This window comes from Micromonospora sp. CPCC 206061 (assembly GCF_036906915.1).
GTDB lineage: Bacteria > Actinomycetota > Actinomycetes > Mycobacteriales > Micromonosporaceae > Phytohabitans.
This window is the reverse complement of record NZ_JBAKHX010000034.1, coordinates 24028-49969: the sequence shown is the minus strand read 5'-3', so window position 1 is coordinate 49969 and position 25942 is coordinate 24028. Positions and strand designations below refer to the sequence as shown.

The window sequence follows — 25942 nt, the reverse complement described above, 5'->3', positions numbered from 1 at the left end:
GCTGGGGCCACGTCCTGTGATGAATGTCACTCTGGCGGCGGCAGTCCTCGACCTATGATGCAATATCTAAACATCGACAGGTATCAACTAAACGTTTCCAAGGTTGGTTGAGAGCGTCCGTCGATCGAGAGCCACCAGGCCGCACTCTGCCGTCGAATCTCAAGGTTGCTGCTGACGAACTGTGGAGGAACCGTGAAACGGTCCCGAATTCCGTTGGTGGCCGCGACGGCCGCGTTGGCCACCGTGGCGAGCCTCCTGACCGCCCCGCCTCTGCTGGCCGCAACACCTGATATCACCGTCAATACCGCCTCGTCGTACCAGACGATCGACGGGTTCGGGGCCGCGACCCCGATCTGGGGAAGTGCCAGCGGCCACTGGACGACCGACGAAACCCAGACCCTAGTCGGTATGGGCCCGGGGCAGCTCGGCCTCTCGATCGTTCGGACCGGGCTGTCGCCTGTGTCCAGCGAGTGGAGCTATGCGGTGAACAGCCTGAAGACGGCGAAGTCCTACGGCTCCAATGTCAAGATTCTTGCCTCGCCCTGGACGGCCCCCGCGAACTTCAAGACGAACAACAGCAGGGTCGGCGGCGGCAAGCTCAAGACCGACTACTACGACGACTATGCCGAGCACCTGAACGGTTACGTGCAGTACATGAAGAACCAGGGCGTCACGATCGACGTGACCTCGGTCCAGAATGAGCCGGACTGGCACCCAGACTACGATTCGATGGACTGGACCGGCGCCGAGTTGCGCAATTTCGTCCGCGACCAGGGCGCAAAGGTCAAGGACACCAAGCTCATGGTCGCCGAGTCCCTGAGATTCAACCGCCAGTACACCGACCCCACGCTGCAGGACGCCACCGCGCGCAACAACATCGGCTACGTCGGCGGCCACCTGTACGACACCGAGAACAGTGGAAACCTGTCGCCCTACCCGCTCGCCAACCAGTACGGCAAGAACCAGTGGATGACGGAGTGGAACCTGCACAAGGCCGACGGGGATGGTTCGAACATCTGGGGGAACCCCAGCAACGCGGCCGTCTGGAACGAGACCCTGGACGACATCATGCGTACCGTGCACAAGTCGATGGAGTCCAGTTGGAGCGCGTACATCTGGTGGTACGGCCGCCGCTTCTACTCCTTCATCGGTGACGGCGAGTCGCAGTTCGGGACGACGAAGGGCGCGGTCCTCAAGCGCGGCTACGCATTCTCGCAGTACTCCAAGTACGTCCGGCCCGGCGACAAGCGGGTCGCTCTCTCGAAGAGCTCGAAAGCTTCCTCTCTGGAGGTCACGGCCTACCAGGGGAGAGGCAAGGTCGTGCTGGTGATTCTCAATCGTTCGAACAGCGCGGTCAACAATGCCGTCGTCCAGGTGCCGCAGAGCATTTCGAAGGCCGAGCATTTCGTCACCTCACAAAACCTGAGCGCCCAGTCTCAGCCAGCGAGTGTCAGCGGCGGACAGGCGACCGTCAACATCCCTGCACGAAGCATCTCCACCGTCACGCTGAGCGAGGGCCCCGCGCCGACCACGCCGCCCACCACGCCGCCAACAACCCCGCCCACGACGCCGCCAACGACCCCGCCCACGACCCCGCCCACCGGCACCTGCCAGGTGAACAACGTGGTCAGCGCGTGGAACACCGGCCTGGTCGACAACATCACCATCACCAACACCGGCACGAGCGCTGTCAACGGCTGGTCGCTGCGATTCACCCTCGGATCTGGGCAGACCATCACCTCCGGCTGGAACGCCACGTACTCACCAGCCAGTGGTCAGGTGACCGCGACGAACGTCAGCCATAACGCGTCAATACCACCGGGCGGCTCGATCAATATCGGCTTCCAAGCCAGCCATAGCGGCAACAACGCCGCTCCGAGTGGGTTCACCCTCAACGGCACCGCCTGTAGCTGAGCATCCGCCAGGAGCACGCAACGGCCGCGGTCGCGGTGGGATGGCCAGTTGCGACGGCACCCTGCGGCTGTGTTGCGTCAGGCTACGTCTCTGCGGTTGGCGAGGTAGGTGCCGGCGGCGGCGATCGCGACGCAGTAGGTGGTGAGGATGAGGCCGCCTTGCCACGGTCGCAGGTAATCCTGGTTGGTCAGGGTGATGCCGGTGAGGGCGTTGTCCGCTGGTCCGGGGAGGTAGCGCGTCCATGCGTCGAGGGCGCGGATGTTGGTGAGGATGGCCTCGATGACGAACAGGTAGATGAGCAGCCCGACCACGGTGGCGACCTGTTCGCGGAGCAGCGCTCCGAGGCCGACCCCGATCAGCGCGTAGAGGGCGACTGCGGCGATCCCGCCGGCCATGGTGGCGGGCAGGCCGTTGCCGGCCAGCGACAGGTCGACGTTCTTGGCGGACAGCCACGGTACGGCGATCGCGGTGACGACCGCCGTGCAGGCGAGTGCATAGCCGATGCCGGTGAGGCCGTAGGTGATGAGTTTGGCGGCGATGACCCGGTCGCGATGGGGCGTGGCCAGGAATGTGGTGGTGGCGGTGCGGTGCCGGTACTCGCCGGTGATCCCGATCGCTGCGAGGACCGCGACGAGTGGGCTGGCGGCGCTCGCAGCGGCGGCGAACAGGGTCTGCTGACCGTCTGCTGTGGACAGCGGCAGGGTCCAGGTGTCCGGGTCGTCGGAGAAGGCGATCTGCAGGCTCGCGTAGAGGGCGGTGATGGCCATCGAGCCGAGCAGCAGCCACAGCCACAGCCGGGTTGCGAAGAGTTTTTGGAACTCGCCGGCGATGAGGCGTCGCATGTCAGGCTCCCGCGGTTGCGGTCAGGGCCGGTTGCCGGCTGTTGTCGGTGGTGAGGGCGAAGAACACCTGTTCCAGGTCGGACTGCTCGGCGGCCAGCCACAGCACGGGTACCTGTTCGATGAAGGCCAACTGGCCCACGTCGTCGGCCTGGATCCCGGTGACGCGCAGCTGGTCGCCGGTGCGGGTGATGCGGCCTTCGTCGATGCCGGTGCGGATCAGCGCGGCGTGCAGCCGGCCGGGGTCCGGGGTGCGCACGGACACGATCGGTCCGTGCAGGTCGGATAGCGCGGTGAGTGGGCCTTGGCGTACGCACCGACCGCGGTTGATGATCACCACGTGGTCGACCAGTTGCTGGACTTCGGACAGTACGTGGCTGGAGACGAGCACGGTGCGGCCCTGCGCGGCGAGGTCGCGTAGTAGGCGGCGCATCCAGGCGATGCCTTCGGGGTCCAGGCCGTTTGCCGGCTCGTCGAGCACGAGCACCTTTGGGTCGCCAAGCAGGGCGGTGGCGAGGGCGAGGCGTTGCCGCATGCCGAGGGAGTAGCCGCGCACTGCCCGTCGGCCGGCGCCGGCCAGGCCTACCAGTTCCAGGACCTCGTCGGCGCGTGTGCGGGGGTAGCCGTTGATGGTGCAGTAGATGCGCAGGTGGGCACGCCCGGTGCGGGCCGGGTGGAACGCGGTCGCCTCCAGCACCGCCCCCACTCGGTCACCGGGCGCGGGCAGGTCGGTGTAGGCGCGGCCACCGATCGTGGCGGTCCCGGCGTCCGGGCGGACCAGGCCGAGCAGCATCCGCAGTGTGGTGGTCTTTCCGGCGCCGTTGGGGCCGAGGAACCCGGTGATCGAGCCTGGTTGCACAGTGAAGGTTAAGCCGTCGACGGCCTTGACCGTCCCGAAGGTCTTGGTCAGGCCGGAAACCACGATCCGGCCGTCCTGGTCAGTCATCGTCGCGCTCCAGAGGGGTTGGGCATGTCACCTTCGGCTTGTATCTTTCAGAGTCAACATAAACAGTAGTACACTCAGACGTCAACAACGATTTGCGGGAGGGCGTGGATGGCGACGAGCGGGCCGAAGCCGGTGCGACGGCTGCCCCGGGCGCAGCGGCGGGAGCAAATCCTGGCCGCAGGCACACAGGCGTTCGCCCGCGCGGGGTTTGCTAACACCAGCCTGGACGACGTCGCGGTCGAGGCGGGTATCACGAAGGTGATCTTGTACCGGCATTTCGAGTCCAAAACCGACCTGTACCAGGCGGTCCTCGACCGGGTCTGCGCGCTGCTCGCGACACATGTCGGGGAACAGGTTGGTGAGTTCACCGAGGCCAGCATCGACGGCCTGCTGGCCGCCGCCGCGGCCGAACCGGCCGGGTTCCGATTGCTGTTCCAGCACGCCGCCCGGGAGCCAGAGTTCCGGGCCCTGACCGACCGCTTCCGCACCGAGATCCACGACATCGCGCACGTGCAGATCAAGGCCGTCGTCGCCGATTCGGCATGGGCACAGTGGGCATCCCACCTCGCGCCGACCGTCGCGATCGAGGCGGTGATCGCCTGGCTGGACGCCGGCCAACCCGATCCGGCACGGGCGGCCGACCGGATCCGCGCCGCGATCGGCGGCGTCATCGCCGCCGCCGCACAGTCCACCATGGACCACACCGCACTTGTTCCTGACCGTCCCGGATCGGGAGGCTCCGCGTGAAGATCAAGGAAGACGCGACCGCTAAAGCCCTGCGCGTGTGGGAGAAATCAGCGCCCGGCTACGACAAACAGATCGCCTTCTTCGAGAAGGTTTGGTTCGGCGGGGGCCGCGAATGGCTCACCGCCCGCGCACACGGGCGGGTCCTGGAGGTGGCCATCGGCACCGGCCGCAACCTGCCGCTGTACCCGGCCGATGTGACCATCACCGGGATCGAGCTTAGCCCGGCGATGCTGGCCATCGCCCGGCAGCGCGCCGCCGACCTCGGTGTGGACGTCGATCTGCGCACCGGCGACGCGCAGGCGCTGCCGTTCGACGACCAAACGTTCGACACCGTGGTCTGCGCGCTGTCGCTGTGCACGATCCCCGACCCAGCCGCCGCGATCAGTGAGATGCGGCGGGTGCTGATGCCTGGCGGACGGCTGCTGCTGCTCGACCACATCGGCAGCAGCTGGCCGCCGATCCGGGCAGCGCAGTGGCTGTTGGAACGCGTGACCATCCGTGCCGCCGGTGAGCACTTCACCCGCCGCCAGCTTCCGCTGGTGCGGTCGGCCGGATTCGACATCGTCGAGGCCCAGCGCCTCAAGGCAGGCTCGATCGAGCGCATCTTTGCTCGCAAGCCAGCCGCTGTCTGATACGCGGCATGCGCGGGAGGGTGCTGGGATGATCCGGGCATACCGGGCCGCTCGGCGGTGGATTGGTCACGGCACCGCGACGGGCAGGTCAGCCAGCCGCCATTCGAGCATCCCGTCCGTCAGTCGGGTCGCGGCGCGGCCGTTGGCCGCGAGGAGGCGGACGGCGTCGTGGGCGAGTACGCAGTAGGCGCCCCGGCAGTAGGCGACGATCTGCCCGTCGGGGACTTCGGCGAGCCGGTCGGCCAGCTCGCCCAGGGGGATGCTGACCGCGCCGGGGATGTGCCCAGCGGCGTACTCCTCCGGGGGGCGTACGTCCAGCACCGTGACGGTGCCCGTTTTGGTGAGCCGCTGGAGCTGGTAGCGGGTGACCGGCTGCCCGCCGTCCTCACCCAGGTACGCGATCCGGGTGGCCTCCACGTCGGGCAGGTGCGACTGGGCGACCTCGCGCAGGCGGGCATACAGGTCGGCGACGTCCCGGCCGGCGAGCCGGTACAGGATGCGGGTGCCGTCCCGGCGGGTGGCGACCAGGTTCGCCTGCCGCAGCGTCTGCAGATGGGCAGACGCGGTGGTCACGCCCAGCTCGGCCGCCGCGGCTAGGGAGGCCACGTCGCGCTCGCCTTGGGCAAGCAGGTCCAGCAGCTCCAGACGCTTGCCCGACGCTAGGGCCTTGCCGACGCGGGCGAACTGCTCGAACAGCGCGGTCTTGCGGTCCCGGTCACCCACACCCAGCCTCCTCCAACATTCCGTGGAATAGTGTAGGAGATGTGGCCGGTGGGCGCCATCCCGATGGTTGGAGGACGTGATGGATCTGCACGACGGGTTGATCCCGCTGGTTGACGAAGGGCTGGGCAACAGCGCCTACCTGATCGACCTCGGCGACGGGCGCGCACTGGCGGTGGACCCGTCACTCGACCTGCGCGCGGTGGATCGCACGGCGGCCAAGCGTGGGCTGCGGATCGCGTACGCCGCCGAAACCCACCTGCACGCCGACTTCCTATCCGGCGCCCGGCAGCTGTCCGCCGACCACGACGCCCACATCCTCGCCTCCGCCGCCGGCAACCGCGAGTTCGGGCACACCAGTTTGGCCGACGGGGACGAGGTCGACCTGGGCGGGCTGACCCTGCGCGCGCTGGAAACCCCCGGCCACACACCGGAGCACCTGTCCTACCTGATCCTCGACGGCACCCGTGAGGTCGGGGTTTTCACCGGCGGGTCGCTGATCGTCGGCGCCGCCGCCCGCACCGACCTGGTCGGCTCCGACCGCACCGAACAGCTGGCCCGGGCTCAGTACCGCTCCCTGCGCCGGCTCGCCGAGCTGCCCGACGCGACCGCGGTGTGGCCGACCCACGGCGCCGGATCGTTCTGCTCCGCCCCGCCCGGATCGGCCCGCACCTCCACCATCGGCGCAGAGAAGGCCGCCAACGCGTTGCTGGCCGCGCCAGGCGAGGACACCTTCGTCACCAGGCTGCTGGCCAGCCTGGGCTCCTACCCGGCGTACTTCGACCGGCTCGCCGAGGTCAACCGCCGCGGCCCCGACCTGATCACTACGCCGCCCACCCTCGTCCCGCTCGACCCCGCCCGGGTACGGACTGTGCTCGCCGACGGCGGGTACGTGGTGGACGTGCGGCCGGTGGCCGACTACGCCGCCGGACACATCCCCGGGTCGGTGTCGATCCCCCTGCGCGCCCAGTACGCCACCTGGCTCGGCTGGCTCCTACCACCCGACGCCCCTATCGTGATCGTGCGCGACCCCGGCCAGGAGCCGGACGACATCCTCTGGCCCGCCCTGAACATCGGCTACGCCAGCATCGCCGGGGAGCTGGCCGGCGGCGTCGCCGCGTGGGCCGCCGACGGCGGCGACATTCGCGCCACCCGCCTCGTCAAACCGGGTGGACTCGACACACCCGTCGTTGTGGACGTACGTCAGCACAGCGAACACGACGCCGGGCACCTTCCCAGCGCCGAGCTGATCGAACTCGGCGACCTCGCCGGCCACACCGCCGACCTACCTAATGGACCGGCCACGGTGATGTGCGGGCACGGCGAACGCGCCGCCACCGCCGCCAGCATCCTCGAACGCGCCGGCCGCACCGATCTGTCCATCATGGTCGGTGGGCCGAACGACTGGGCCACCGCGACCGGCCGCGCCCTGGACACCAGCGGATGACCGCGCCCACCGCCGTCGGCGCGGTTCGGTTGGGTTTGCGAGCAAACCTGCCCCAGTTCGCGCTGCTCGTGGCGGTCAACGCCCTGGTCGGTGCGATGGTCGGGCAGGAACGCATCGTCGTACCGCTGCTTGCCGAGCAGGCCTTCGCCATCGGCGCGTTCACCGCCTCGCTGACGTTCATCGTCGTGTTCGGCTTCACCAAAGCACTCACCAACCTTGCCGCCGGCGGCCTGTCCGACCGGTACGGCCGCAAACCCGTCCTGATCGCCGGCTGGCTCATCGGTATCCCGGTGCCGCTGCTACTGATCTGGGCACCCTCCTGGGGATGGGTCATCGCGGCGAACCTGCTGCTCGGTGTGAACCAGGGCTTGACCTGGTCCACCACCATCGTCATGAAAATCGACCTGGCCGGTCCGAACCGTCGCGGCCTGGCCATGGGCTTCAACGAGGCCGCTGGCTACCTCGCCGTCGCCGCCATGGGCTGGGCCACCGGATGGCTCGCCGCCGAACACGGACTACGCCCCGCGCCGTTCCTGCTCGGTCTGGCGGTCGCCGCACTCGGCCTCGGCCTATCTGCCGTATTCGTCCGCGAAACCCACCACCACGCCCGGCACGAAGCCACCAACCACACCCCCCGCAAGGGCGAACACCACGACGGATTGACCGGCTGGCAGATCTTCACCCTCACCAGCTTCCGGGAAAAGGCGCTGTCAGCGGCCAGCCAGGCCGGCATGGTCAACAACCTCAACGACGGCCTCGCCTGGGGCCTCTACCCGATCCTGTTCGCCACCTCCGGCCTCGGCCTGGCCCGCACCGGTATCCTCATCGCGATCTACCCGGCCGTCTGGGGCCTAGGCCAGATGCTCACCGGATGGCTCTCGGACCGGTGGGGACGCAAACACCTCATTACCGCCGGCATGCTCACCCAAGCCGCCGGCATCGCCCTCGTCGCCGCCAGCACCGGCTTCGCCGTCTGGGCGCTCGCCGCCGTACTCATGGGCGCCGGCACCGCCCTCGTGTATCCCACCCTCCTCGCCGTCATCGGCGACGTCGCCCACCCCGCCTGGCGAGCCAGAGCCGTCGGCGTCTACCGGCTCTGGCGCGACTCCGGCTACGCCATCGGCGCCCTAATCGCCGGCATCACCGCCGACCTGCTCGGCCTCCGCGCCGCCGTCTGGCTCGTCGCCGCCATCACCGCGCTATCGGGCCTCATCGTCGCCATCCGCATGTACGAGACCCGCCACGCGGCGCCGCCCGCACTCGCACAGAGACGTAGATGAACACCCACCCCGGCCTGACGGACCGGCCCATTTACCCTGGATTACAGCGCCACCACTCCGACCGACCCCCGCGTCGTCGACGCGATGCTGCCCTACCTGACCACGCATTTCGGTAGCGCTTCGCGACTGCGTGTCAGGCTTCGGGCCCCGTGCCCGCCCTGTTCACGTCACCGCCACGTCCCGCCCGGGCGCCGGGGTCCGCCGTCTGCTCCACGCCTGCTCGATGTGGGAGCTCATGGCCTGCGCCGCACCGAGCGCGTCCCGCGCCTTGATGCGTTCGACGATCACCCGGTGCTCGTCGTCTGCCGCGCCGCAGGCGGCCGCGTCGGGTATGCCCGTGTAGAGCCGGGTGGTGCGTGCCTGGGCGTACACGATGCCCACGATCGACTCTTGGTGTGGCTCATCTGGTGGCCGCGTTGCCTTAACGCCTCCGACAGTGAGCGCGTCGTCCATGCCCGACCAGTCCGGTCATCGGGGTGGGAGGCGCGCCATCGGGCTCAGTGGCCGGTGTTGAGCTGTCCAGCGAGGGTGCCGTGCATGCGGGCGCTGGGCTTGTTCAACTCGACAATCTCCACTGTCTTGCCGCGGGCGGTGTACTTGGTGGTGATCGCGTCCAGGGCGGCGACGGAGGAGGCGTCCCAGATGTGGGCGTGCGTCATGTCGATCACCACGTTTTCCGGGTCGCCGGCGTAGTCGAACTGGTAGACCAGGTCGTTGCTGGAGGCGAAGAACAACTCGCCGTGCACGGAGTAGATCCGGGTGCCGCCGTCCGGGTCCAGGACGCTGGTCACTTCGACCAGGTGGGCGACGCGGCGGGCGAAGATGACCATAGCGACCAGGACACCGAACACGACGCCGATGGCCAGGTTGTGGGTGGCCAGGACAACGGCGACGGTGGAAACCATCACCAGTGTCTCGCCCCACGGCATCCGTTTGAGGGTCGCCGGGGCGATGCTGTGCCAGTCGAAGGTCGACACCGCGACGATGATCATGACGGCGACCAGCGCCGCCATCGGGATCACCGCCACGACATCGCCGAGCGCGACCACCAGGATCAACAGGAACACCCCGGACAGGAACGTGGACAGCCGGGTACGGGCCCCGGACGCCTTCACGTTGATCATCGTTTGGCCGATCATGGCGCAGCCGCCCATGCCGCCGAAGAAGCCGGTGACGATGTTGGCCACGCCCTGACCCCAGGACTCGCGGGTCTTGTTGGAGTGGGTGTCGGTGATGTCGTCGACCAGTTTGGCGGTCATCAGGGATTCCATCAGGCCGACCAACGCGACCCCCACCGCGTACGGTGCGATCAGCCGCAGCGTGTCCCATGTGTAGGCGATCTCCGGTAGGCCGAACAGCGGCAAACTGCTGGGCAGTTCACCCTCGTCGCCGACGTTAGGCACCGCGAGGTGGGCGATGACGGTGACCGCGGTAAGCACCACGATGGCGACCAGCGGCGCCGGGACGGCCTTGGTCAGTCGGGGCAACCCGATCATGATGACCAGGGCGACGGCCACGAGCGGGTAGACCAGCCATGGCACGCCCAGCAGATGCGGCACCTGGGCGGCGAAGATCAGGATGGCCAGAGCGTTGACGAACCCGACCATGACGCTACGGGGGATGAACCGCATCAGCTTCGCCACCCCGAGCACCGCCAGGACTACCTGGATGACGCCGCCCAGGATGACCGCCGCGATCAGGTAGCCCAGGCCGTGCTCGCGGGCCAGGGGCGCCACGACCAGAGCGATCGCGCCCGTGGCCGCGGAGATCATCGCCGGGCGGCCGCCGCAGAATGCGATGGTCACCGCCATGGTGAACGAGGCGAACAGCCCGACCCGCGGGTCGACCCCGGCCAGGATCGAAAACGAGATCGCCTCCGGGATCAGCGCGAGCGCGACCACCAAACCGGCCAGAACCTCGGTACGCAACACGGACGGGGACAGCCACGCCGGGCGGGACAACCGCGGCCCGCGGACCGCTGACAGCAACGAAGACATACAGCCTTTTCCACTTGGGCGTACGTATTACGCCGCACGCACAAACACGCCCACGATGGGACGCCGCCAGACCACCAGAGGCTCCCAGCCGGCTTCAACGACCGGCACCGGACGCGGTTGCCCGGTCACACAATGCCGCGAGGGGTCAGACGCCACACCTCGACGACCGATCCTGACCCTACCCTCCAGTCAGAGAAGAGTTCCCCTTCGCCGCACGTGGCGATCATCACGTAGCCGTTTGCGGCTGGCGCACGGGGCGCGGACCGTCGTGGCGGAGTACACGGTGGACGGTTCGGCGCGCCGAGCGGAGTTCGCTGGCACCGACGATCACGGCAGGCCCGCCTACGCGTCCGGCTCGCTCTCGTCGGGCTCCCGCGTGGCCGTCGCGGTGGCACCGGACCCGTTGTGGTGGTTGGCGCGGCGGGCGGCGGCCGCCCGTAGTGTGCCGCGCCAGCCTCGGTATCCGCCGCTGCGTTCGAACGAGCGGGCCACGACGATGTCGGTGGAGGAGTGGGCCACAATGGACAGTACGATCGTCAGCGCCACCAGATGAAACACCTCGTCGGCTTGCGGGATGGCCGCCTCCAGGACCAGCAGTCCGTACACCACCGAGGCGAAGCCTTTGGGCCCGAACCACATCGCGGCGGCCTGCTCCCGGGCTGACAAGCCGGAGCGCAGGAACGATACCCACAAAGCCACCGGCCGGGCCACGACGATCGCGAGCACCGCGAACACCCATCCGGTCCACGGGATCTCACCCAGGAACTCCAGCGAGATCAGTGCACCGAACACCAGCAGCGCGCCCAGCTTGAACAGTTCGGCGATCAGCTCACCGAAGTGTTCGAACGCTTCCCGCTGCCGCGGGCCGAACGTCGCGACCGTGATGCCGGCCGCGAACGCGGCCAGGAACAGGTTGCCGTGCGTGACCTTGCCGAGCGCGAGCACCAGCACCCCGATCGCGACCGCGTTGAGCGGCTCGTAGGCCGTGGACGCCGAGAAGAACCGGGACTTCTCCAGCCGCAGCGCCAGCCACGGCACCGCCACCCCGATCACCAGGCCGACGGCCAGCTCCGTGCTGAGCTCACCCAGGTGCAGGTCGTCGGAGCCGGCCGCCACCGCGAGAAACAGGATGACGAACGGCAGCGCCAGGCCGTCGTTGACGCCGGACTCCACATTGAGCAGATGCCGCAGCCGGGCCGGTACCTTCTCGTTGCCGACCAGCGCGGCCGCGAAAACCGGGTCGGTCGGGGCGAGGACCGCGCCGATCAGCAGCGCCTCCGGCCAGTCCAGCCCGGCCACGTACCGGGCCAACAACGCGGTGATGAGCAAGGTGAGCGGCAGACCCCAGCCCAACGCCCGACCCGGCAGCCGCCACGCGGTGCGCAGATCTGCCCAGCCGACCCGCATGCCGTCGGTGAACAACACCGCGAATAGAGCCAGCTCCGCCAACGTCGACACGATCGACGACTCCGGCGTCACTTCCAGTACGCCGAGCGTCTCCGGCCCGAGCACGAACCCGGCCGCCAGGAACAGCACCGCCGTGGACAGGATCGTGCGATGCGCGAGACTCGACAGCAGCACCGCGGCCAGCAACACCACGGCGAAGCACAGCAACAACATCGGGTCCCCCTCCAGACGGCACGGCGAACGTCACGTGCCGACCAGACTTCCCGGCGCTCCAATAGTGCCCGCCGAGCATAACGGACCTGCTGGTGACCAACGTGTGCGCGGCGTGGCGACTGATGACCTAGTCGCGGGGTCGACGGGATAGGGATGACTGATTTGCCGACAGTGGCCGGATAACGACGTCGGTATCGCCGCGCGTCCGGCGGCGGGGTCGTTCGTAACGAACAGAGCACTTCTCTTTGCGGGGTGCCCGGTCTTCCACGATCGCGGAGGCTACTCCGGGGCGCGGGACAGTTGCTTGCCAGCACCGGGCGAGCTACGTTGTGGTTGGTGTGCCGGGAAGCCTGGTCGGCGAGCACGAGGAGGCTGACCATGGCGGTAACGCGGCTCCCGGTATCGCATCTAATGAGCGTGACCCTCCCTTTTGCGTGGTGCGGGCTGATGGGTCCGCGAGTTCGACGCTGCGTGGGTTGACATCGACCGTTCGTTGGACCGTGGCTCGCGGTCCGCTTGGGTCGTGTCGGTCTTCGTGTGTTGGGGCCCTACCGAGGGTGGGGAGGGCGCTGCGGTGACGCTGTCCATGGGTTTGCGGTACACCCTTGACCGGTCGGTCGTGTTGGCGCTGCGCGGTCAACTCGACTACGCCAGTGCGCCCGATCTGCGGGCCGTGATCTCCGCCGTCGCGGTCCGCGACCCGCGCCCGCCGATGATCGTGTTGGACTTGAGTGGGGTGACGTTCATCGACCGCACGGGTGTGGGCACCCTGGTCGTGGGTAACCGCATCTGCGCCCAGGTCGGTGTCGAGCTCGCGGTGTCCAACCCGTCGCCGCTGATCCGTCAGCTGCTCGGGATGCCCAAGGACCGGCGGCACGACGGGCCGGACCTGACCGGGCCGGTTGGCGAGACCACGGAGCCCGGTACGCCGGGCGGGGAGTGGATCGATGTCAGCGCGAGGGCGGGATAGCCGGCGCGTCGACCGTACCCGGACGCGGTGGGCGGCGTTCGGTGGACTGTGGGCGGCGGTCTGCGTTTTCGGTGCGCTGCTGGCCGCGCCGGCCGCCGCCATGGCCCAGTCGTCCACAGTGCTGGTGGCCACAGTGGACGGGCCGATCACCCCGGTGGTGGCGCAGCACCTCGTCGACGGCGTCGAGGAGGCCTCGACCGGCGGGCATCAGGCGCTGCTCGTGGAGATGGACACTCCCGGCGGGCTGGACAGCTCGATGCGGCAGATCATCAAGGCGTTCCTGGCCGCCGACACCCCCGTGATCGTGTACGTGTCGCCGCCGGGCGGCCGGGCTGCCTCCGCCGGGGCACTGATCACCTTCTCCGCCCACATCGCGGGTATGGCGCCGGGCACCACCATCGGGGCGGCGACGCCGGTGAACGCCGAGACCGGCGAGACCGCCAGCGACAAGGTGATCAACGATGCGGCGGCGTTCGCCGAGTCCGTGGCCCGCCAGCGCGGCCGGAACGTCGACTTCGCCGTCGCCACCGTCCGGGAGGGCCGCGCCGCGACCGCCGACGAAGCCCAGCGCATCGGCGCGGTCGATCTGATCGCCGCCGACCGGGCCGCGCTGCTGGCCGCCGTCGACGGTCGGACCGTCACCCTCGCCGGCGGCGAGCAGGTGCGGCTGGACACCGCAGGCGCCCGGGCGGTGGAGTACGAGATGGGGCTGCTGCGGCAACTGCTGGCCCTGATCGCCGACCCGAACCTGGCGTTCCTGTTCATCTCCATCGGCACCCTCGCCGTGATCTACGAGTTGGCCACCCCCGGCATGGGCCTCGGCGGCGTCACCGGCGCGATCCTGCTGGTCCTCGGCTTCTTCGCTCTCAGCGTCCTACCGGTCAACGTCGCCGGCATCGCCCTGCTGGTCCTGGCCGCGGCGCTGTTCGCCGCCGAGGTATTTACCCCCGGCGTGGGCGTGTTCGCCACCGGTGGGGCGATCGCGCTGCTGGTCGCCGGCCTGTTCCTGTTCGAGGACCAGGCGGTGCGCGTCAACCCGGCCGTCCTGCTACCCACCGCGCTGGTCGTCGGCGGCGGGTCGCTGCTGGCCGGCCGGCTCGCCTGGCGTGCCCGCAAGAACCCGCCCCTGTCCGGTCCGCACACCCTGCTCGGCGCCACCGCCGTCGTCAACGCCGCCACCGGTCACACCGGCCGGGTGCAACTGCAGGGCGCCTGGTGGAACGCCCGCAGCCCGGGCGCCGACCTACACGATGGCCAAGCCGTACGGGTCACCGACGTGCAGGGCCTGACCCTGCTCGTCGAACCCGCCGACGCCACGGAGGACCCCGATGTCCACTAGCATCCTGGCCTGGCTCATCGCCGCCGCCGCGCTCCTGCTGTTGCTGTCCGCGTCGGTGCGCATCGTCAACGAGTACGAGCGTGGGGTGATCTTCCGGCTCGGCCGGGTGATCGCCGCCAAGGGCCCCGGCCTGTTCTTCATCATCCCGATCGTCGACCGGATGGTCCGGGTCTCCCTGCGCACCGTCACCATGGACATCCCACCGCAGGACGTCATCACCAAGGACAACGTCACCGTCAAGGTCAACGCGGTCACCTACTTCAACGTCACCGACCCGGTCCGGTCGGTCATCGCCATCGAGGACCATATCGTCGGCACCTCGCAGATCGCGCAGACCACCCTGCGCAGCATCCTCGGCCAGGTCGACCTCGACGAGCTGCTGATCAAGCGCGACGAGATCAACCAACGTTTGCAGCAGATCATCGACGAGGTCACCGACCCGTGGGGTGTCAAGGTCACCCTGGTCGAGGTCAAAGACGTCGAACTCCCGGAATCCATGCGCCGGGCCATGGCCCGCCAGGCCGAATCCGAACGGGACCGCCGCGCCAAAGTCATCCACGCCATCGGCGAGTTCGAGGCCGCCGCCAACCTCGGCCGCGCCGCCGAGGTACTCGAGGCCCACCCCGCCGCCATGCAGCTGCGAGTACTGTCCACCATGGCCGAAGTCGCCTCCGAACGGAACTCCACCCTCATCTTCCCGCTACCGATCGAACTGCTCCGCCTCGTCGACACCCTCACCGCCCGAGCCGACGGTGCCAACCCACGCCCGGCAGCCACAACCCAACCCGCCCACCACACATAGCACCGCGGCCACACATGCTTCGTGTGTCGCGTCGTGCTGGCGGGCTGGCCACGAGCGGGCGGACCTGACTGTCAGCGCGCCGTGTAACCCGGTGGTGTGGCGTCCTCGCCGAGATTGACTCTGCGCACCTGCAGTTGCGCTTGTTCCATGAACCGGTTGACGAGCGCGGCCGGCCCTCCGAGGCATCGCCAGTCGTCGTCCCAGAGCCACGACAGTAGCCATGAGTGATTGGCCGGGAAGATCAAATCTGGGCCGGGAGCCCGCCACGATCGCAGGTCGTGGCGCCACCGTGCCGCTTGGGCTTGGCCCGCCTGAACGAGCACGTATTGCCAGCCCGCGTACAGGGTCACCCGAGGCGCGTCCGGGAAGACCAGATCGTCGGCGCCGGTGTCCAGGTAGCCCAGCCACCACGGCTGGTCGCGGGACTGTTCGGTGAGCAACCGCAGTATGAGATTGAGGTGCTCTGATCGTCCCTCGTCCTTGTCCGGGACGACGACGGTCGCGTATGCCGCGAAGACCGGCGGGATCGCCGACGTGATGGTCAGGCCTGGCGTAGTCGATTCCTTGATCCACGCGACGTCCGCGTCAGTGCCGATGCGCCTGTGCTGGCCGTCCTTCCAGTAGCTGACTGGAGAGGCGTCACTGCCGGGGTCCACTTCGACAGTGTACGAACCCGTGCGACGGGCAGGTTCCTGTGCGGCGGGCCAGGCAGGCGGTGCGGCGGCAGAGGCCGATCCAGCCTAGAGTGCCCGGCGAACGCGACCGCCTCCCTGTGGCCGACGACGACATCGAGGCGTGGTTCGTCCTCATCGTCAGCGGTCGACCAGCCAGGTGGAGAACGTGTTGGTCTCAGGTGTCCTGACTCACAGCAGTGTCAGCAGGAGCACGAGGCCGAGGAGCAGCACGACCCACCACACCATCAAATGTGTCGACCAGCCCACGGCGGTCTGTCCCTCCAGCCGCAGCGGGCCTGTCCCGACCTCCCACACGCGTGCCGCGTGACGGCGTAGCGGAGCGCCGAGGTTGCGCACGCGCACCACGCCGTCGTTGAGGGCGTGCCAGCTCGACGGCAGGATTCGACGGTAGACCACGTCGAAGTCCAGGTTCACCGACCGGAGCTCGGGCGGGTAGAGGCCGGTCCGGATCAGCACGGTGAAGGCCATCGAGGCCAGCAGCAGCAGCTGCAGCTGGTTGACCACGTGCGGCGTCGTGTAGGGCACGTAGTCCATGTCGTGGGGCAAAATTCCGTACAGCAGCGCCGGTGCCACGCCGATCGCGACGCAGACCACGGCGGCCAGCGCCATTGCCGCGCGCATGTTCACCGGGGGCTCGGCGACGCGGTAGCCGCGGTCGTGCGCGAAGAAGGCGAAGTAGGGGATTTTGATGCCGGCGTGGTGGAACACGCCTGCGGAGGCGAACAGGAGCAGTAGCCAGATCACGGTCCGGTGTTCCTGCGCGACCGCCTCCAGGATCAGCGACTTTGTCGCAAAGCCGGAGAACAGCGGGAAGGCCGAGATCGAGGCGGCGCCGACGATGCACAGCGCGGTGGTTTGCGGCATGGACTTGTAGAGCCCACCGAGTTCTGAGCCCTTGACGGTGCCGGTCCGCATCAGCACCGCGCCCATGCTCATGAACAGCAGCCCCTTGAACACCATGTCGGCCACGGCGTGCGCGCTGGCACCGTTGATCCCCAGCGAGCCGCCGATACCGACGCCCACCACCATGAACCCGAGCTGGTTGATCATGCTGTAGGCGAGCACGCGGCGCAGGTCGTTCTCGATGACCGCGTAGAAGATCGGGAACACCGTCATGATCGCGCCGATCCACACCAGCGGTTCGGCGCCCGGGAAGCCGCGCGCCAGGGTGTAGACCGCGAACTTGGTGGTGAACGCCGACAGTGCCACCGCGCCGACGATCGTCGCTTCCGGGTACGTGTCGGTCAACCAGGCGTGCAGCACGGGGAAGGCGCACTTGATGCCGACCGCGAGCAGGATCAGCACTCCGCCCGGTCCGTCCAGCCCGAGGTAGCTGAACTCCAGCCCTTCGCCTGACGCTACGCGGAATACGATTCCGGCCAGCATCAGCAGTCCGGAGATCGTTTGCGCGACGAGGTAGCGCATGGCGGCGCGATGGCTGCGCTCGGTTCGACCCGCCCAGATCAGCAAGGCCGAGGACAGGCCAGCCAGCTCCCAGAACACGAACAAGGTCAGTAGATCCCCGGCGAGGGTGCCGCCGACGGCGCTGGCCGCGTAGATCAGGATCACCGTCTGCTGCACCGAGTCCCGCAGGTGGAGTGCGTAGACGGCGGTCAGCACGGCGGCGATCAGGAACCCGGTGGCGAACACGCGGGACAGCCCGTCCACCCGCACCGGGTTCAGGACCAGGCCGAGGAACTCGAAGGTGGCGCCGGTGCCCTCGGGCAGCAGCCACAGCACAACGAGCGCCGCGATGGGCAGCGCCACCATCAGGACCCTGCGCGGCCAGCCGCGCAGCAGCGGCACGCCGAGCGCGCCGACCATCAGCAACAGGGCGGGGCTAGTCGTCATCGCGGTGCTCCGGCCGCTGGTAGTAGTCCTCGTCGCGTCGCAGCCACCGCCGCAGCCACTTGGCCGAGAGCACCAGCCCCACGCTTCCGATGAATCCGTAAACCGGGTAGAAGCCGAACCAGCCTTCGAAGCCGAAGTGTGGATGCTTGCGGTAGAACAGGTCGGCGACGAGCGCCAGGGCGCAGAGCACGGCCAGCCCATACACCACGCGGGTCACATTGCGGGGGTTGTCCAACCAGCGAGGGTCGTCGTCGTTCACGGCAGCTCCAGAATCCCGGCCAGCGGTGCCAGCACCGCTTGCGCGCCGAAGAAGAGGGCGACGCAGCCGACCGCGGTCAAGACCAGCGGCCCGGCGATGGTCAAGCGGGCCTCGCCGTGCGCCAGCGGGCCGGGTGGCGGCAGGAAGAACCCGCGCATCGGAATCGGCATCAGGTAGGCCAGAGCCAGCAGCGAGCCCACCAGCAGGACCACCAGCATCACCACCTGGTCGGCCTCGGCGGCGCCCAGTAGCAGGAGCCATTTGCTCCACGTGCCCCCGAGCGGTGGCAGGCCGACGATGGAGATCGAGGCCACAAGAAAGGCGGCGAAGGTCCACGGCATGGCGCGGCCCAGCCCGTCCAACTCGCTCACGCGGGACTTCCTGGCCGTGATGTAGATGGCGCCGGCGCAGAAGAAAAGGGTGATCTTGCCGACGGCGTGGGTCACCATGTGCAGCGCACCGCCGGCCACGGCCACGTCGCGGGCCACAGTCGCGGCCAGCACGATGTAGGCCAGCTGGCTCACCGTGGAGTAGGCCAGGCGCCGCTTGAGGTCGTCCGACCGGAGCGCGACCAATGCCGCGGCGAGCAACGTGAACGCCGCGACCCACATCATCGGCCGAGCGGCGCCGCTGCCGCTGAGCGTGTCGAGCCCGAACACGTAGACGGCGACCTTGAGGACCGTGAACACCCCGGCCTTGACCACGGCCACCGCGTGCAGCAACGCTGACACCGGGGTGGGTGCGACCATCGCCGCTGGTAGCCAGCGGTGCACCGGCATCAGCGCCGCCTTGCCGATACCGAACAGGTAGAGGGCGAACAGCACGGTGAGCACGCCTGTCCCGGCCTGGCCTGCCAGCAGCCCGCCGGGCCGAAAATCGGTGCTGCCGGCCAGCAGCCAGGTCCACACGATCGCCGGCAGCAGCAGCCCGATGGACGTGGCCAGCAGCACCACGAGATAGGTTCGGCTCCCCCGCCTGGCGTCCGCGCTGCCCTTGTGGGCGACCAGCGGCCAGGTTGCCAGGGTCATGAGCTCGTAGCCGATGAACAGGGTGACCAGGTTCGCCGACAGCGCGATCCACATAGCTGCCGTGATTGTCAGCGCGAAAAAGGCAAAGAAGCGGGTCTGGTCGCGCTCGTCGTCGGCGCGCAGGTAGCCGGTGGCGAACACGGTCGTCACCGGCCACAGCACGGCGGCGACCGTCGCGAACAGCAACCCCAGCGGCTCCAGGGAGAACTCGAGCGACAGTCCGGGCAGCCAGGTCCACAGCTCGAAGCGCAGGCCGCGGTCGACTACCGGCCACAACGCGAGCACGGCGGCGGCGAGGAGGATGCCGCTGAGCAGCGACGCGCCTTCGCGCGCGTTGGGGTGGCGCCGCAACAGCAGCAGGGCGCCCAGGCCCAGCAGCGGAAGGGCCACCGTGACCGGCAGCGCCAGGGCCTGGCCTGGTGAGGTCCACGCGGCGAACAGCTCACTCACCCCGGTTCCCGAGCAGGGCATCCGCCGCGGCGTCGGCGAGGCCGGCCGGCAACGTCGCGTCGAGTCCGAAGTAGAGCGAGGCAATGACCAGGACCCAGATCGCCGCGACCATCGAGGCCGGTGGCTTCGGTGTCTCGCCGAGCTCCACCGGGTTCCGGAACCAGGCGACCTCGACGATGCGCCCGATGTAGACCAATGCGAGCAGCGAGCTGACCAGCATGACCACCAGCACCGGCCATTGCCCCTGGTCGAGCAGCGCGGCCGCCAGTGCCCACTTGCTGACGAAACCGGCGGTAGGTGGCACACCGACCAGGCCAAGGCCTGCGATCACGACGGCGGCGAAGGTCCAGGGCATCCGGCGGCCAAGGCCGGCCAGCGCGGTGAGCCGCACCGAACCCAGCCGCAACAACAGCAGTCCGGCCGCGCCGAACAGCGCCGCTTTGAGCACGGCATGGTTGATCATGTGCAGGTAGCCCGCCGACACGCCGGCTGAGGTCGCCAAGCTGATGCCGGCCACGATGTAGCCGATCTGCGCGACGCTCGACCAGGCCAGCAGGTACTTGAGGTCGGTCTGGAAACAGGCGACAGCGGACCCGATCAGCATCGCCAAGCTGGCGAGCAGTAGACCCACCCGGCCGATCGGCATGGTTCCGAATACCAGAGTGGCGCCGAAAACGGTGAATGCGAACCGGCAGAACACGTAGATCGCGACCTTGGTGCTGGCCGCGGCGAGGAACGTGCTGACCGCCGAGGGAGCTTCCGCGTACGCGGCCGGTAGCCAGGCGTGTAGCGGGAACACGGCCATCTTGACCGCGAGGCCGACGAAGACGAACACCACCGAGGCGAGCAAAGCGCGGTTGCCGTCGATGTCGGCCAGCCGCCGCGCCAGGTCGGCCATGTTGAGGGTGCCGGTGACCGCGTAGGCCAGGCCGATGCCGATCAGGACGAACGTGGCGCCGACGGTGCCGATCACCAGGTAGCGGAAGCTGGCAACCAGTGCCCGTCGGCGCCGCCCCATGGCGATCAGCGCGTAGGACGACAGCGAGCTGATCTCCAGGAAAACGAACACGTTGAACGCGTCGCCGGTGACCGTGATGCCCAGCAGCCCGGTCAGTGTGAGGCACAGGCACGTGTAGAGCAGGGGAACGCGGCGGGCGTCGATCTCGGCGGCGACACTGCGCCGAGCGTAGACCGCGGCGATCACGGCGATCAACGACACCAGCAGCAGCACCGGCGTGTTGAAACCGCTGATCACGAACTCGATGCCCTGGGGCGCCGGCCAGCCGCCCATCGCGTAGCGCATCGTCTCGCCGTCGGCCACGCGTACCGCCAGCAGCACTGCACTGAGCAGCGAGCCAAGGGCCGCCAGCATGAAGATCAACCAGGCCATGGTCCGGGACCGCAGCAGCAGGCAAAGCGGCGTGCAGGCCAACGGCACCAGGACCGGCAGCACGGGCAGGTGCGCCGTCACGTGGTGGCCTCGTCCTGGTCGCGTTCGAGCAGTTCCTCTTCCTCGACCGTGCCGTACGCCTCGAACACGCGGACGGCCAAAGCCAGGCCCACCGCCAAAGTGGCCACACCCACCACGATCGCGGTCAGGATCAGCACCTGAGGTAGCGGATGGGAATAGGTCTCAACGCCCTCGGAGATGATCGGCGCGCTGCCGCCATCGACCTTGCCGAGGCTGATGAAGAACAGAAACACCCCGACTTGGAACATGGAGAGGCCGATCAGCTTCTTGAGCAGGTTGCCGTGGCTGATGACGACGTAGAGGCCGATCATCATGAGCGCGAAGACCAGCCAGAAGACATAGTGGGACCTGATCACCGCGTCGCCCTCCGGCCGGCGAAGCTGAAGAAGACCGACGTCATGACGGCCGCGACCGTGATACCGATGGCCGCCTCGACCAAGAGGATCCCCAGGTGCTGTCCGGCCGCGGGATCGCCAGGGCTGAGGGTGTCGTAATCGAGGAACGAGCCGCCGAGCAGCATGCTCACCACGCCGAGGCCGATGAACAGGACAAGGCCTAGCGGGATCAGCGACCACAGCACCGCCTTCGGCAGCACCCGCTGAGCCTTGTCCAAGCCGAAGACCAGCCCGTACAGCACGAACCCGGTCGCGAAGATCACACCGGCCTGGAATCCACCGCCCGGCCCGAAGTCACCATGGAACAGCACATACAGTGCGAACAGCAGGATGAACGGCATTAACAGGCCGCTGACCACACGCAGCACCCGATAGTCGACCAGGTCGAGAGCCTTACGCCAGCCGGCGTCCTCCGGCCGTGTGAGCGGCCCCAGCAGCAGCAGGACGGCGACCCCGGCGGTAACCACCACGACCAGTTCGCCGAGCGTGTCCAGCCCGCGATAGCTGGCCAGCACGGAGGTGACCGTATTCGGAATGCCGATGTCCTCTTGGGACTGTCGCAAGTAGACGTCGGTGATGGGGTGGCTCTGCACCGGGGTATCCGCTGCACCGAACCCGGGCAGATCCTGAGCGGCGTAGATGAGCGTGCCACCGGTCAGCGCGGCAACGGCGGCACCGGGCAGCCGACGACGGCGCGGCGTGACCGTCTCCCGCGAACGGGTCAGGCTCAGCCCGCCGAGCAGCAGCACCGTGCTGATGCCGACACCGACCGCGGCCTCGGTGAACGCCACGTCCACCGCGTCCAACAACACGAACAGGCACGCGGTTACCAGGCTGAACAACGCGGTCAGCATGGTGGCCTCATAGAGCGCACGCATCCGCGAGATGGTCAGCGCCGTCGCGGTCAGGATCACGAGCAAGGTGACATTGATCAGTACGAACGTCGTCATCAGCGGCGCCCGTCACCTTCGTGCCAGATGGGTAGGCCGTCCCGGCGGGCGGCGAAGGCAAGCACATAGGTCGCGGTCGGGCCCGTCAACACCATGAACAGCATGATGATCATCAGGCGGACACCGGTCTCCCAGCTCGGCGTCTGCACCAGCAGGCCGAGAAGGATCAGTCCGGCGCCGGCCGAGTCCGTGATGCCGGCGGCGTGGATGCGCGTGTAGAAATCCGGGAACCGCAGCAGTCCTACCCCGCCGGACAGGACAAAGACAGCGCCTACGGACAACAGCACGCCGCTGACGACGTCGAGTACGGTCAAGTCCCGTCCTCCCCGTTCTGGCTACTGACCGGGTCGTCGTGGGTCAGTCGCAGCACCGCGACGACCGCGACGAAGTTGACCAGCGCGTAGAGGATCCCGATGTCGAGGAACTCCGGCCGACCGAATAGGAACCCGGCGACCGCGACAAACAGCACGGTCTTCGTCCCAAAGGTGTTGATCGCGAGGATGCGGTTGTAACGACCTGGACCCACGAACGCACGGACCAGCGCGAGAAGCATGGTGACCAGCAGCGCGGCCATCACAGCGAACATCATCGGCGCGGCTCCAGGCGGCGGACCTGACGCAGCATCGCCCCGGCCCGCAGGCCCTCGACGCCTGACTCGTCCAGGCTGTGAACCTTGATACTGTCGTCGTCCACGTCGAAGGACAGAGTGCCCGGCGTGAACGTGATGGAGTTCGCGTAAACCACCTGCGAGAGCACCGACAGGCCCGAGGAAGGCGTCGAGTCCACCACCGGCCGCAGCGCCGGACGCGGCGACCACACCTTGCGCACCACAGCGAACGCCGAGACAAGCACCTCCAGACCCAGCCATGGCAGGTAACGCAGCAGGCGCAGCACGAGAGGCAACGTGACCCCGTCGCGCTCGGCGACGCCAGCACGACGCGAGAGCAGACACACGAGCAGGACCGACACCGCACCGAGGGTCAGGAACAGCACCTCGAAGTGCCCGGAGAGAACCAGCCAGAACAAGACGAGAACGGGCGCGGTCCGCAACACCGCCTGCGTCGCCTCGTCACCCTCGCTCAACCCCGCTCCGGCGGCGGCAGCACCGTCGGATCTCCTCACGCGAAGCCGCCGTCGTCCTCGGGCCAACCAATCAGGCGAGCGCCCAGTACCGCAACCTGCAAGATGAACGCCTGGGCAGGATCGTCGGCGGCGTACCCCGTCAGCTCCTTCACCCGACGCAGTCGGTAGGTAACCGTCCGTACGCCGATGTGCAGGCGCTGAGCGGCCACCGTGGCAACCCCTCCGGCCATGAAGTAGGCCGACAGCGTCTCGAGCAGTGGACCCGGACCGAGCCGACTCTTGCGAAGCGGCTCCAGAACCTCCACGACCAGTTCGAACAACGCGGCGCTGTCACGACGCAGCACCTGGTACACGAGCAGGTCGCGGGCACGAAGGACTCGCTCGGGCACGTCGAGACGGTCACCGATGTCCAGCGCGTTGCGCGCCTGCTCGAACGAACGCACAGCGCCGCCCGGCCCGGAATGGGGTTGGCCGATGCCGACCCTCCAGGAGGTGTCCGGCCGGAGGGCCCCGGCGAGTTGGCGGACAAACTCCTCGGGAACCAGGTCAAGGCCGTGCGGCGCCAGGCAGATCAACAACCCATCCTTCGTGCTCACCAGAACGTCGCGCGGACCGAACTGGGACCGCAGCCCGGACTCGACCTGTCGCGCCGCCGACCCTCCGTCCACAAAAGCCTCTGCAGCGCGCGCAGCGGCCACGACATGGGTGCCGCCGAGATGCAGACCGTACCGCTCGGCACGCTCGGCCAGCCGCCCGACGTCGCGCCCGTCGAGCAGGTCATCGATAAATTCACGGCGCAGCGACTCCTCCCGGCGCACTACCCACCGCTGCACCTCCTCGTAACCTTCCGTCAACGTCATAACGGCCGCGTCCGCGGCCCGCAGGACGGACTCCCCACTCAGCCGCAACTGCTCCGGACGTGCCGCACCCCGCACGCCGGGCAACAACGGCCACGCCAACCGGGTCGCAACCAGGTAAAGATTGATCAACCCCCGCATCGGTATGCCGCGCTCGGCCGCCGTTGCCCCGATCCCGCGCCACCGCTCCAACTCGTCCTCGTGAAGCCGCCGCCCGCTCTGGCTCACCTCGACCAGGGTTTGCAGGTAACCGTTCAGCAACTCGGCCGGCACCCGGTCCGCGTCGTCGCTGGCCTTCGCGGCCAGAACCGCGAGATCGTCGGCTGACAGGGGACCACGAGCGCTCAAGCCACCCAGGGAGGCAACGATCACCTCGACCTGTCCTCGGTCGCGGCCGCCACCACCCCGAGCAGGCGATTGGCGCTGACGACCCCGAGAGTGTCGCCATCCTCGACAACCGTCGCCTGGGGGCGTGCCACCGGTACCCGCTTGGCGATCTCGACGACGACCGAGCCCGGCCATCCGTGCTGCGAGACCATCCGCAACACCGGCAGGAAGGCAGCGTCCAGCCGCACGGAGGGTGGCGTCTCCATGACATCGGCAGCACGCATGAACCTCTCCCGTCGCCGATCCGCCAGTAACGCCCTCAACCCCTCGAACCCCAACCCTATGATATGCAGCGATTCCGAACCAAGGACCGACACAGCTAACCAACCGGCCACGTTCGTTGCCGGCCGCCGGCAAGGTCACCGGGTTCGGTGTGGTGGGCTGCTCGAGTGCCCGACGGCAGGCGAGGAGTCGTTCGGCTAGGTCGGGGGAGACGCGGTGGACGGGTGACGGCTCGTGCGGCGAGCTTGGCCGCCCCGAGCCGCTCGCACCATGTCAGATCACCCGGTCGAGCTCGGCACGCATGTGGTAACCCCGGTTGACGAGCTCGGCGACGGCCAGTAGCCCCACGCCGGCGAGGATCCACGACGCGGAGAACCGGTAGTGCGCGGTGGCGCCGGCCGGTTCGAGGCTGTGCGCCAGCAGCGTAGCGGCGGCGAACTCCACCGCGTCGCTGGCTACGCCAGCGACCACCAGGAATCCTCCAAGCCACCGCAACCGGCGCACGGTAGCCGCTGTGAAAGGATCGCCGCGCCGCGCGTGCCGCAACAACCGCACCAGCAGCGCCAACGCCGTGATGACCACGACGAGGGTCGGCAGGATCGTGACCGCGTGCAGGATCGCCTGCCACCAGGTCGCCGCCGTCACGTGAACATCGACGTGGGTGTTCTGCACCAAGGTGGTGCCCGTCGGCGTGTCTGCCGCGCCGGCGCCTGCCGCGTCCACCGGGACGTGCACCGAGTTGCGCCGGACCGCCCCGGCCACGACGAACAGCGCGAACACGATGGTCAGGCCCAGGAAGACGCTGACGGCGGTCTCGGCCACGCGCAACCAGTCGCGCCCGCCGCGGAGATTGCCCGACATACCTCCACCTCCTTATCGAATACCGATATATTGATAGTCGATAAGAACTCCTCTGTTGTCAACCGGGCGGCTCGCGGCTCCGGCGGCCGAGGCGGCCGCTGGACCTGGGGAGTCTCATGTGGACGCCCACGACGGGGGCGGTCGAGATCGCCAGTCTGACCAAGTCGTTCGTTGCCGTCG

The 25942-nt window shown here is 68.4% G+C and carries 27 protein-coding genes; 8 read left to right on the top strand and 19 right to left on the bottom strand.

Features of this window, described 5'->3' with window-relative positions:
- The first annotated feature begins 165 nt into the window (after positions 1–165).
- Positions 166–1914, top strand: a complete 1749-nt coding sequence (locus V6V89_RS22470; protein WP_334621203.1) for a cellulose binding domain-containing protein — start codon at positions 166–168, stop codon at positions 1912–1914.
- Positions 1915–1991: 77 nt separating this feature from the next.
- On the opposite strand, the gene V6V89_RS22465 is transcribed toward V6V89_RS22470, so the two are convergent.
- On the bottom strand, positions 1992–2756 hold the full coding sequence (locus V6V89_RS22465; protein ID WP_334621202.1) for an ABC transporter permease: 765 nt from the start codon (positions 2754–2756) through the stop codon (positions 1992–1994).
- A 1-nt stretch (position 2757) separates the two neighbouring features.
- Positions 2758–3699 (bottom strand): ABC transporter ATP-binding protein, encoded by a 942-nt coding sequence (locus tag V6V89_RS22460; protein WP_334621201.1) that lies wholly within the window; start codon positions 3697–3699, stop codon positions 2758–2760.
- Between the two features lie 108 nt (positions 3700–3807).
- On the opposite strand from V6V89_RS22460, the gene V6V89_RS22455 reads away from it, so the two are divergent.
- A complete protein-coding gene (locus V6V89_RS22455) occupies positions 3808–4446 on the top strand; it encodes a TetR/AcrR family transcriptional regulator (protein WP_334621200.1) in 639 nt (212 codons plus the stop codon).
- Positions 4443–5078: a class I SAM-dependent methyltransferase gene (locus tag V6V89_RS22450; RefSeq protein ID WP_334621199.1), complete on the top strand. Its 636-nt coding sequence runs from the start codon at positions 4443–4445 to the stop codon at positions 5076–5078. The genes V6V89_RS22455 and V6V89_RS22450 overlap by 4 nt, the downstream gene beginning before the upstream one ends.
- 66 nt (positions 5079–5144) lie before the next feature.
- On the opposite strand, the gene V6V89_RS41775 is transcribed toward V6V89_RS22450, so the two are convergent.
- On the bottom strand, positions 5145–5801 hold the full coding sequence (locus tag V6V89_RS41775; RefSeq protein WP_442935197.1) for an ArsR/SmtB family transcription factor: 657 nt from the start codon (positions 5799–5801) through the stop codon (positions 5145–5147).
- A 79-nt stretch (positions 5802–5880) separates the two neighbouring features.
- Here V6V89_RS41775 and V6V89_RS22435 point away from each other — a divergent pair, with 79 nt between their 5' ends.
- Positions 5881–7245 (top strand): MBL fold metallo-hydrolase, encoded by a 1365-nt coding sequence (locus tag V6V89_RS22435; protein ID WP_334621198.1) that lies wholly within the window; start codon positions 5881–5883, stop codon positions 7243–7245.
- Positions 7242–8525 carry an MFS transporter gene (locus V6V89_RS22430; protein ID WP_334621197.1) on the top strand — a complete coding sequence of 428 codons (1284 nt, stop codon included), beginning with the start codon at positions 7242–7244 and terminating at the stop codon, positions 8523–8525. Before V6V89_RS22435 ends, V6V89_RS22430 begins: the two co-directional genes overlap by 4 nt.
- Positions 8526–8687: 162 nt before the next feature.
- Here V6V89_RS22430 and V6V89_RS22425 read toward each other — a convergent pair whose 3' ends face one another.
- The 3 genes from V6V89_RS22425 to V6V89_RS22415 all read right to left on the bottom strand — a co-directional run bounded on the left by V6V89_RS22425 (position 8688) and on the right by V6V89_RS22415 (position 12142).
- Positions 8688–8906 (bottom strand): FCD domain-containing protein, encoded by a 219-nt coding sequence (locus tag V6V89_RS22425; RefSeq protein WP_334621196.1) that lies wholly within the window; start codon positions 8904–8906, stop codon positions 8688–8690.
- Positions 8907–9022: 116 nt separating this feature from the next.
- Positions 9023–10522: a SulP family inorganic anion transporter gene (locus V6V89_RS22420; RefSeq protein ID WP_334621195.1), complete on the bottom strand. Its 1500-nt coding sequence runs from the start codon at positions 10520–10522 to the stop codon at positions 9023–9025.
- A gap of 342 nt (positions 10523–10864) precedes the next feature.
- Entirely contained in the window at positions 10865–12142 is a 1278-nt protein-coding gene (locus V6V89_RS22415) for a cation:proton antiporter (protein WP_334621194.1), read from the bottom strand.
- Positions 12143–12665: 523 nt separating this feature from the next.
- On the opposite strand from V6V89_RS22415, the gene V6V89_RS22410 reads away from it, so the two are divergent.
- The 3 genes from V6V89_RS22410 to V6V89_RS22400 are packed head-to-tail and all read left to right on the top strand — an operon-like array spanning position 12666 to position 15253.
- A complete protein-coding gene (locus tag V6V89_RS22410; RefSeq protein ID WP_334621193.1) occupies positions 12666–13112 on the top strand; it encodes an STAS domain-containing protein in 447 nt (148 codons plus the stop codon).
- Positions 13090–14451, top strand: coding sequence for an NfeD family protein (locus V6V89_RS22405; RefSeq protein WP_334621192.1), 1362 nt, complete (start codon positions 13090–13092; stop codon positions 14449–14451). The genes V6V89_RS22410 and V6V89_RS22405 overlap by 23 nt, the downstream gene beginning before the upstream one ends.
- The gene (locus tag V6V89_RS22400) at positions 14441–15253 is read left to right on the top strand and encodes a slipin family protein (protein ID WP_334621191.1); all 813 of its coding nucleotides are present in this window, start codon (positions 14441–14443) and stop codon (positions 15251–15253) included. The genes V6V89_RS22405 and V6V89_RS22400 overlap by 11 nt, the downstream gene beginning before the upstream one ends.
- Positions 15254–15324: 71 nt before the next feature.
- On the opposite strand, the gene V6V89_RS22395 is transcribed toward V6V89_RS22400, so the two are convergent.
- The 13 genes from V6V89_RS22395 to V6V89_RS22335 form a co-directional block, all read right to left on the bottom strand.
- Entirely contained in the window at positions 15325–15909 is a 585-nt protein-coding gene (locus tag V6V89_RS22395; protein ID WP_334621190.1) for a hypothetical protein, read from the bottom strand.
- 207 nt (positions 15910–16116) lie between these two features.
- The gene (locus V6V89_RS22390; RefSeq protein ID WP_334621188.1) at positions 16117–17799 is read right to left on the bottom strand and encodes a Na(+)/H(+) antiporter subunit D; all 1683 of its coding nucleotides are present in this window, start codon (positions 17797–17799) and stop codon (positions 16117–16119) included.
- Positions 17789–18058, bottom strand: a complete 270-nt coding sequence (locus tag V6V89_RS22385) for a hypothetical protein (RefSeq protein WP_334621187.1) — start codon at positions 18056–18058, stop codon at positions 17789–17791. The genes V6V89_RS22390 and V6V89_RS22385 overlap by 11 nt, the downstream gene beginning before the upstream one ends.
- Positions 18055–19536: a proton-conducting transporter transmembrane domain-containing protein gene (locus V6V89_RS22380; protein WP_334621186.1), complete on the bottom strand. Its 1482-nt coding sequence runs from the start codon at positions 19534–19536 to the stop codon at positions 18055–18057. Before V6V89_RS22380 ends, V6V89_RS22385 begins: the two co-directional genes overlap by 4 nt.
- Positions 19529–21007 (bottom strand): monovalent cation/H+ antiporter subunit D family protein, encoded by a 1479-nt coding sequence (locus tag V6V89_RS22375; protein ID WP_334621185.1) that lies wholly within the window; start codon positions 21005–21007, stop codon positions 19529–19531. Before V6V89_RS22375 ends, V6V89_RS22380 begins: the two co-directional genes overlap by 8 nt.
- The gene (locus V6V89_RS22370) at positions 21004–21363 is read right to left on the bottom strand and encodes a cation:proton antiporter subunit C (protein WP_334621184.1); all 360 of its coding nucleotides are present in this window, start codon (positions 21361–21363) and stop codon (positions 21004–21006) included. Before V6V89_RS22370 ends, V6V89_RS22375 begins: the two co-directional genes overlap by 4 nt.
- Entirely contained in the window at positions 21360–22352 is a 993-nt protein-coding gene (locus V6V89_RS22365; RefSeq protein ID WP_334621183.1) for a DUF4040 domain-containing protein, read from the bottom strand. The genes V6V89_RS22370 and V6V89_RS22365 overlap by 4 nt, the downstream gene beginning before the upstream one ends.
- Positions 22352–22666 carry a monovalent cation/H(+) antiporter subunit G gene (gene mnhG / locus V6V89_RS22360; RefSeq protein WP_334621182.1) on the bottom strand — a complete coding sequence of 105 codons (315 nt, stop codon included), beginning with the start codon at positions 22664–22666 and terminating at the stop codon, positions 22352–22354. Before mnhG ends, V6V89_RS22365 begins: the two co-directional genes overlap by 1 nt.
- Complete coding sequence (locus V6V89_RS22355; protein ID WP_334621181.1) at positions 22663–22941, bottom strand: monovalent cation/H+ antiporter complex subunit F; 279 nt, start codon at positions 22939–22941, stop codon at positions 22663–22665. The genes mnhG and V6V89_RS22355 overlap by 4 nt, the downstream gene beginning before the upstream one ends.
- Positions 22938–23474, bottom strand: a complete 537-nt coding sequence (locus V6V89_RS22350) for a Na+/H+ antiporter subunit E (RefSeq protein WP_334621180.1) — start codon at positions 23472–23474, stop codon at positions 22938–22940. Before V6V89_RS22350 ends, V6V89_RS22355 begins: the two co-directional genes overlap by 4 nt.
- Positions 23471–24664, bottom strand: coding sequence for a PucR family transcriptional regulator (locus V6V89_RS22345; protein ID WP_334621179.1), 1194 nt, complete (start codon positions 24662–24664; stop codon positions 23471–23473). Before V6V89_RS22345 ends, V6V89_RS22350 begins: the two co-directional genes overlap by 4 nt.
- Positions 24661–24903, bottom strand: a complete 243-nt coding sequence (locus V6V89_RS22340) for a hypothetical protein (protein ID WP_334621178.1) — start codon at positions 24901–24903, stop codon at positions 24661–24663. Before V6V89_RS22340 ends, V6V89_RS22345 begins: the two co-directional genes overlap by 4 nt.
- A 271-nt stretch (positions 24904–25174) precedes the next feature.
- Positions 25175–25762 (bottom strand): DUF2975 domain-containing protein, encoded by a 588-nt coding sequence (locus V6V89_RS22335; protein WP_334621177.1) that lies wholly within the window; start codon positions 25760–25762, stop codon positions 25175–25177.
- Positions 25763–25942 lie beyond the last annotated feature (180 nt).

Bases quoted from the DNA above. Each gene is read 5' to 3' on its own strand.
- V6V89_RS22405 (WP_334621192.1), top strand. From the start codon at position 13,090: ATGTCAGCGCGAGGGCGGGATAGCCGGCGCGTCGACCGTACCCGGACG.
- V6V89_RS22435 (WP_334621198.1), top strand. From the start codon at position 5,881: ATGGATCTGCACGACGGGTTGATCCCGCTGGTTGACGAAGGGCTGGGC.
- V6V89_RS22465 (WP_334621202.1), bottom strand. From the start codon at position 2,756: ATGCGACGCCTCATCGCCGGCGAGTTCCAAAAACTCTTCGCAACCCGG.
- V6V89_RS22415 (WP_334621194.1), bottom strand. From the start codon at position 12,142: ATGTTGTTGCTGTGCTTCGCCGTGGTGTTGCTGGCCGCGGTGCTGCTG.
- V6V89_RS22420 (WP_334621195.1), bottom strand. From the start codon at position 10,522: ATGTCTTCGTTGCTGTCAGCGGTCCGCGGGCCGCGGTTGTCCCGCCCG.
- V6V89_RS22365 (WP_334621183.1), bottom strand. From the start codon at position 22,352: ATGACGACGTTCGTACTGATCAATGTCACCTTGCTCGTGATCCTGACC.
- V6V89_RS22390 (WP_334621188.1), bottom strand. From the start codon at position 17,799: ATGACGACTAGCCCCGCCCTGTTGCTGATGGTCGGCGCGCTCGGCGTG.
- V6V89_RS22355 (WP_334621181.1), bottom strand. From the start codon at position 22,941: ATGATGTTCGCTGTGATGGCCGCGCTGCTGGTCACCATGCTTCTCGCG.
- V6V89_RS22335 (WP_334621177.1), bottom strand. From the start codon at position 25,762: ATGTCGGGCAATCTCCGCGGCGGGCGCGACTGGTTGCGCGTGGCCGAG.
- V6V89_RS22340 (WP_334621178.1), bottom strand. From the start codon at position 24,903: ATGCGTGCTGCCGATGTCATGGAGACGCCACCCTCCGTGCGGCTGGAC.
- V6V89_RS22430 (WP_334621197.1), top strand. From the start codon at position 7,242: ATGACCGCGCCCACCGCCGTCGGCGCGGTTCGGTTGGGTTTGCGAGCA.
- V6V89_RS22460 (WP_334621201.1), bottom strand. From the start codon at position 3,699: ATGACTGACCAGGACGGCCGGATCGTGGTTTCCGGCCTGACCAAGACC.
- V6V89_RS22455 (WP_334621200.1), top strand. From the start codon at position 3,808: ATGGCGACGAGCGGGCCGAAGCCGGTGCGACGGCTGCCCCGGGCGCAG.
- V6V89_RS22400 (WP_334621191.1), top strand. From the start codon at position 14,441: ATGTCCACTAGCATCCTGGCCTGGCTCATCGCCGCCGCCGCGCTCCTG.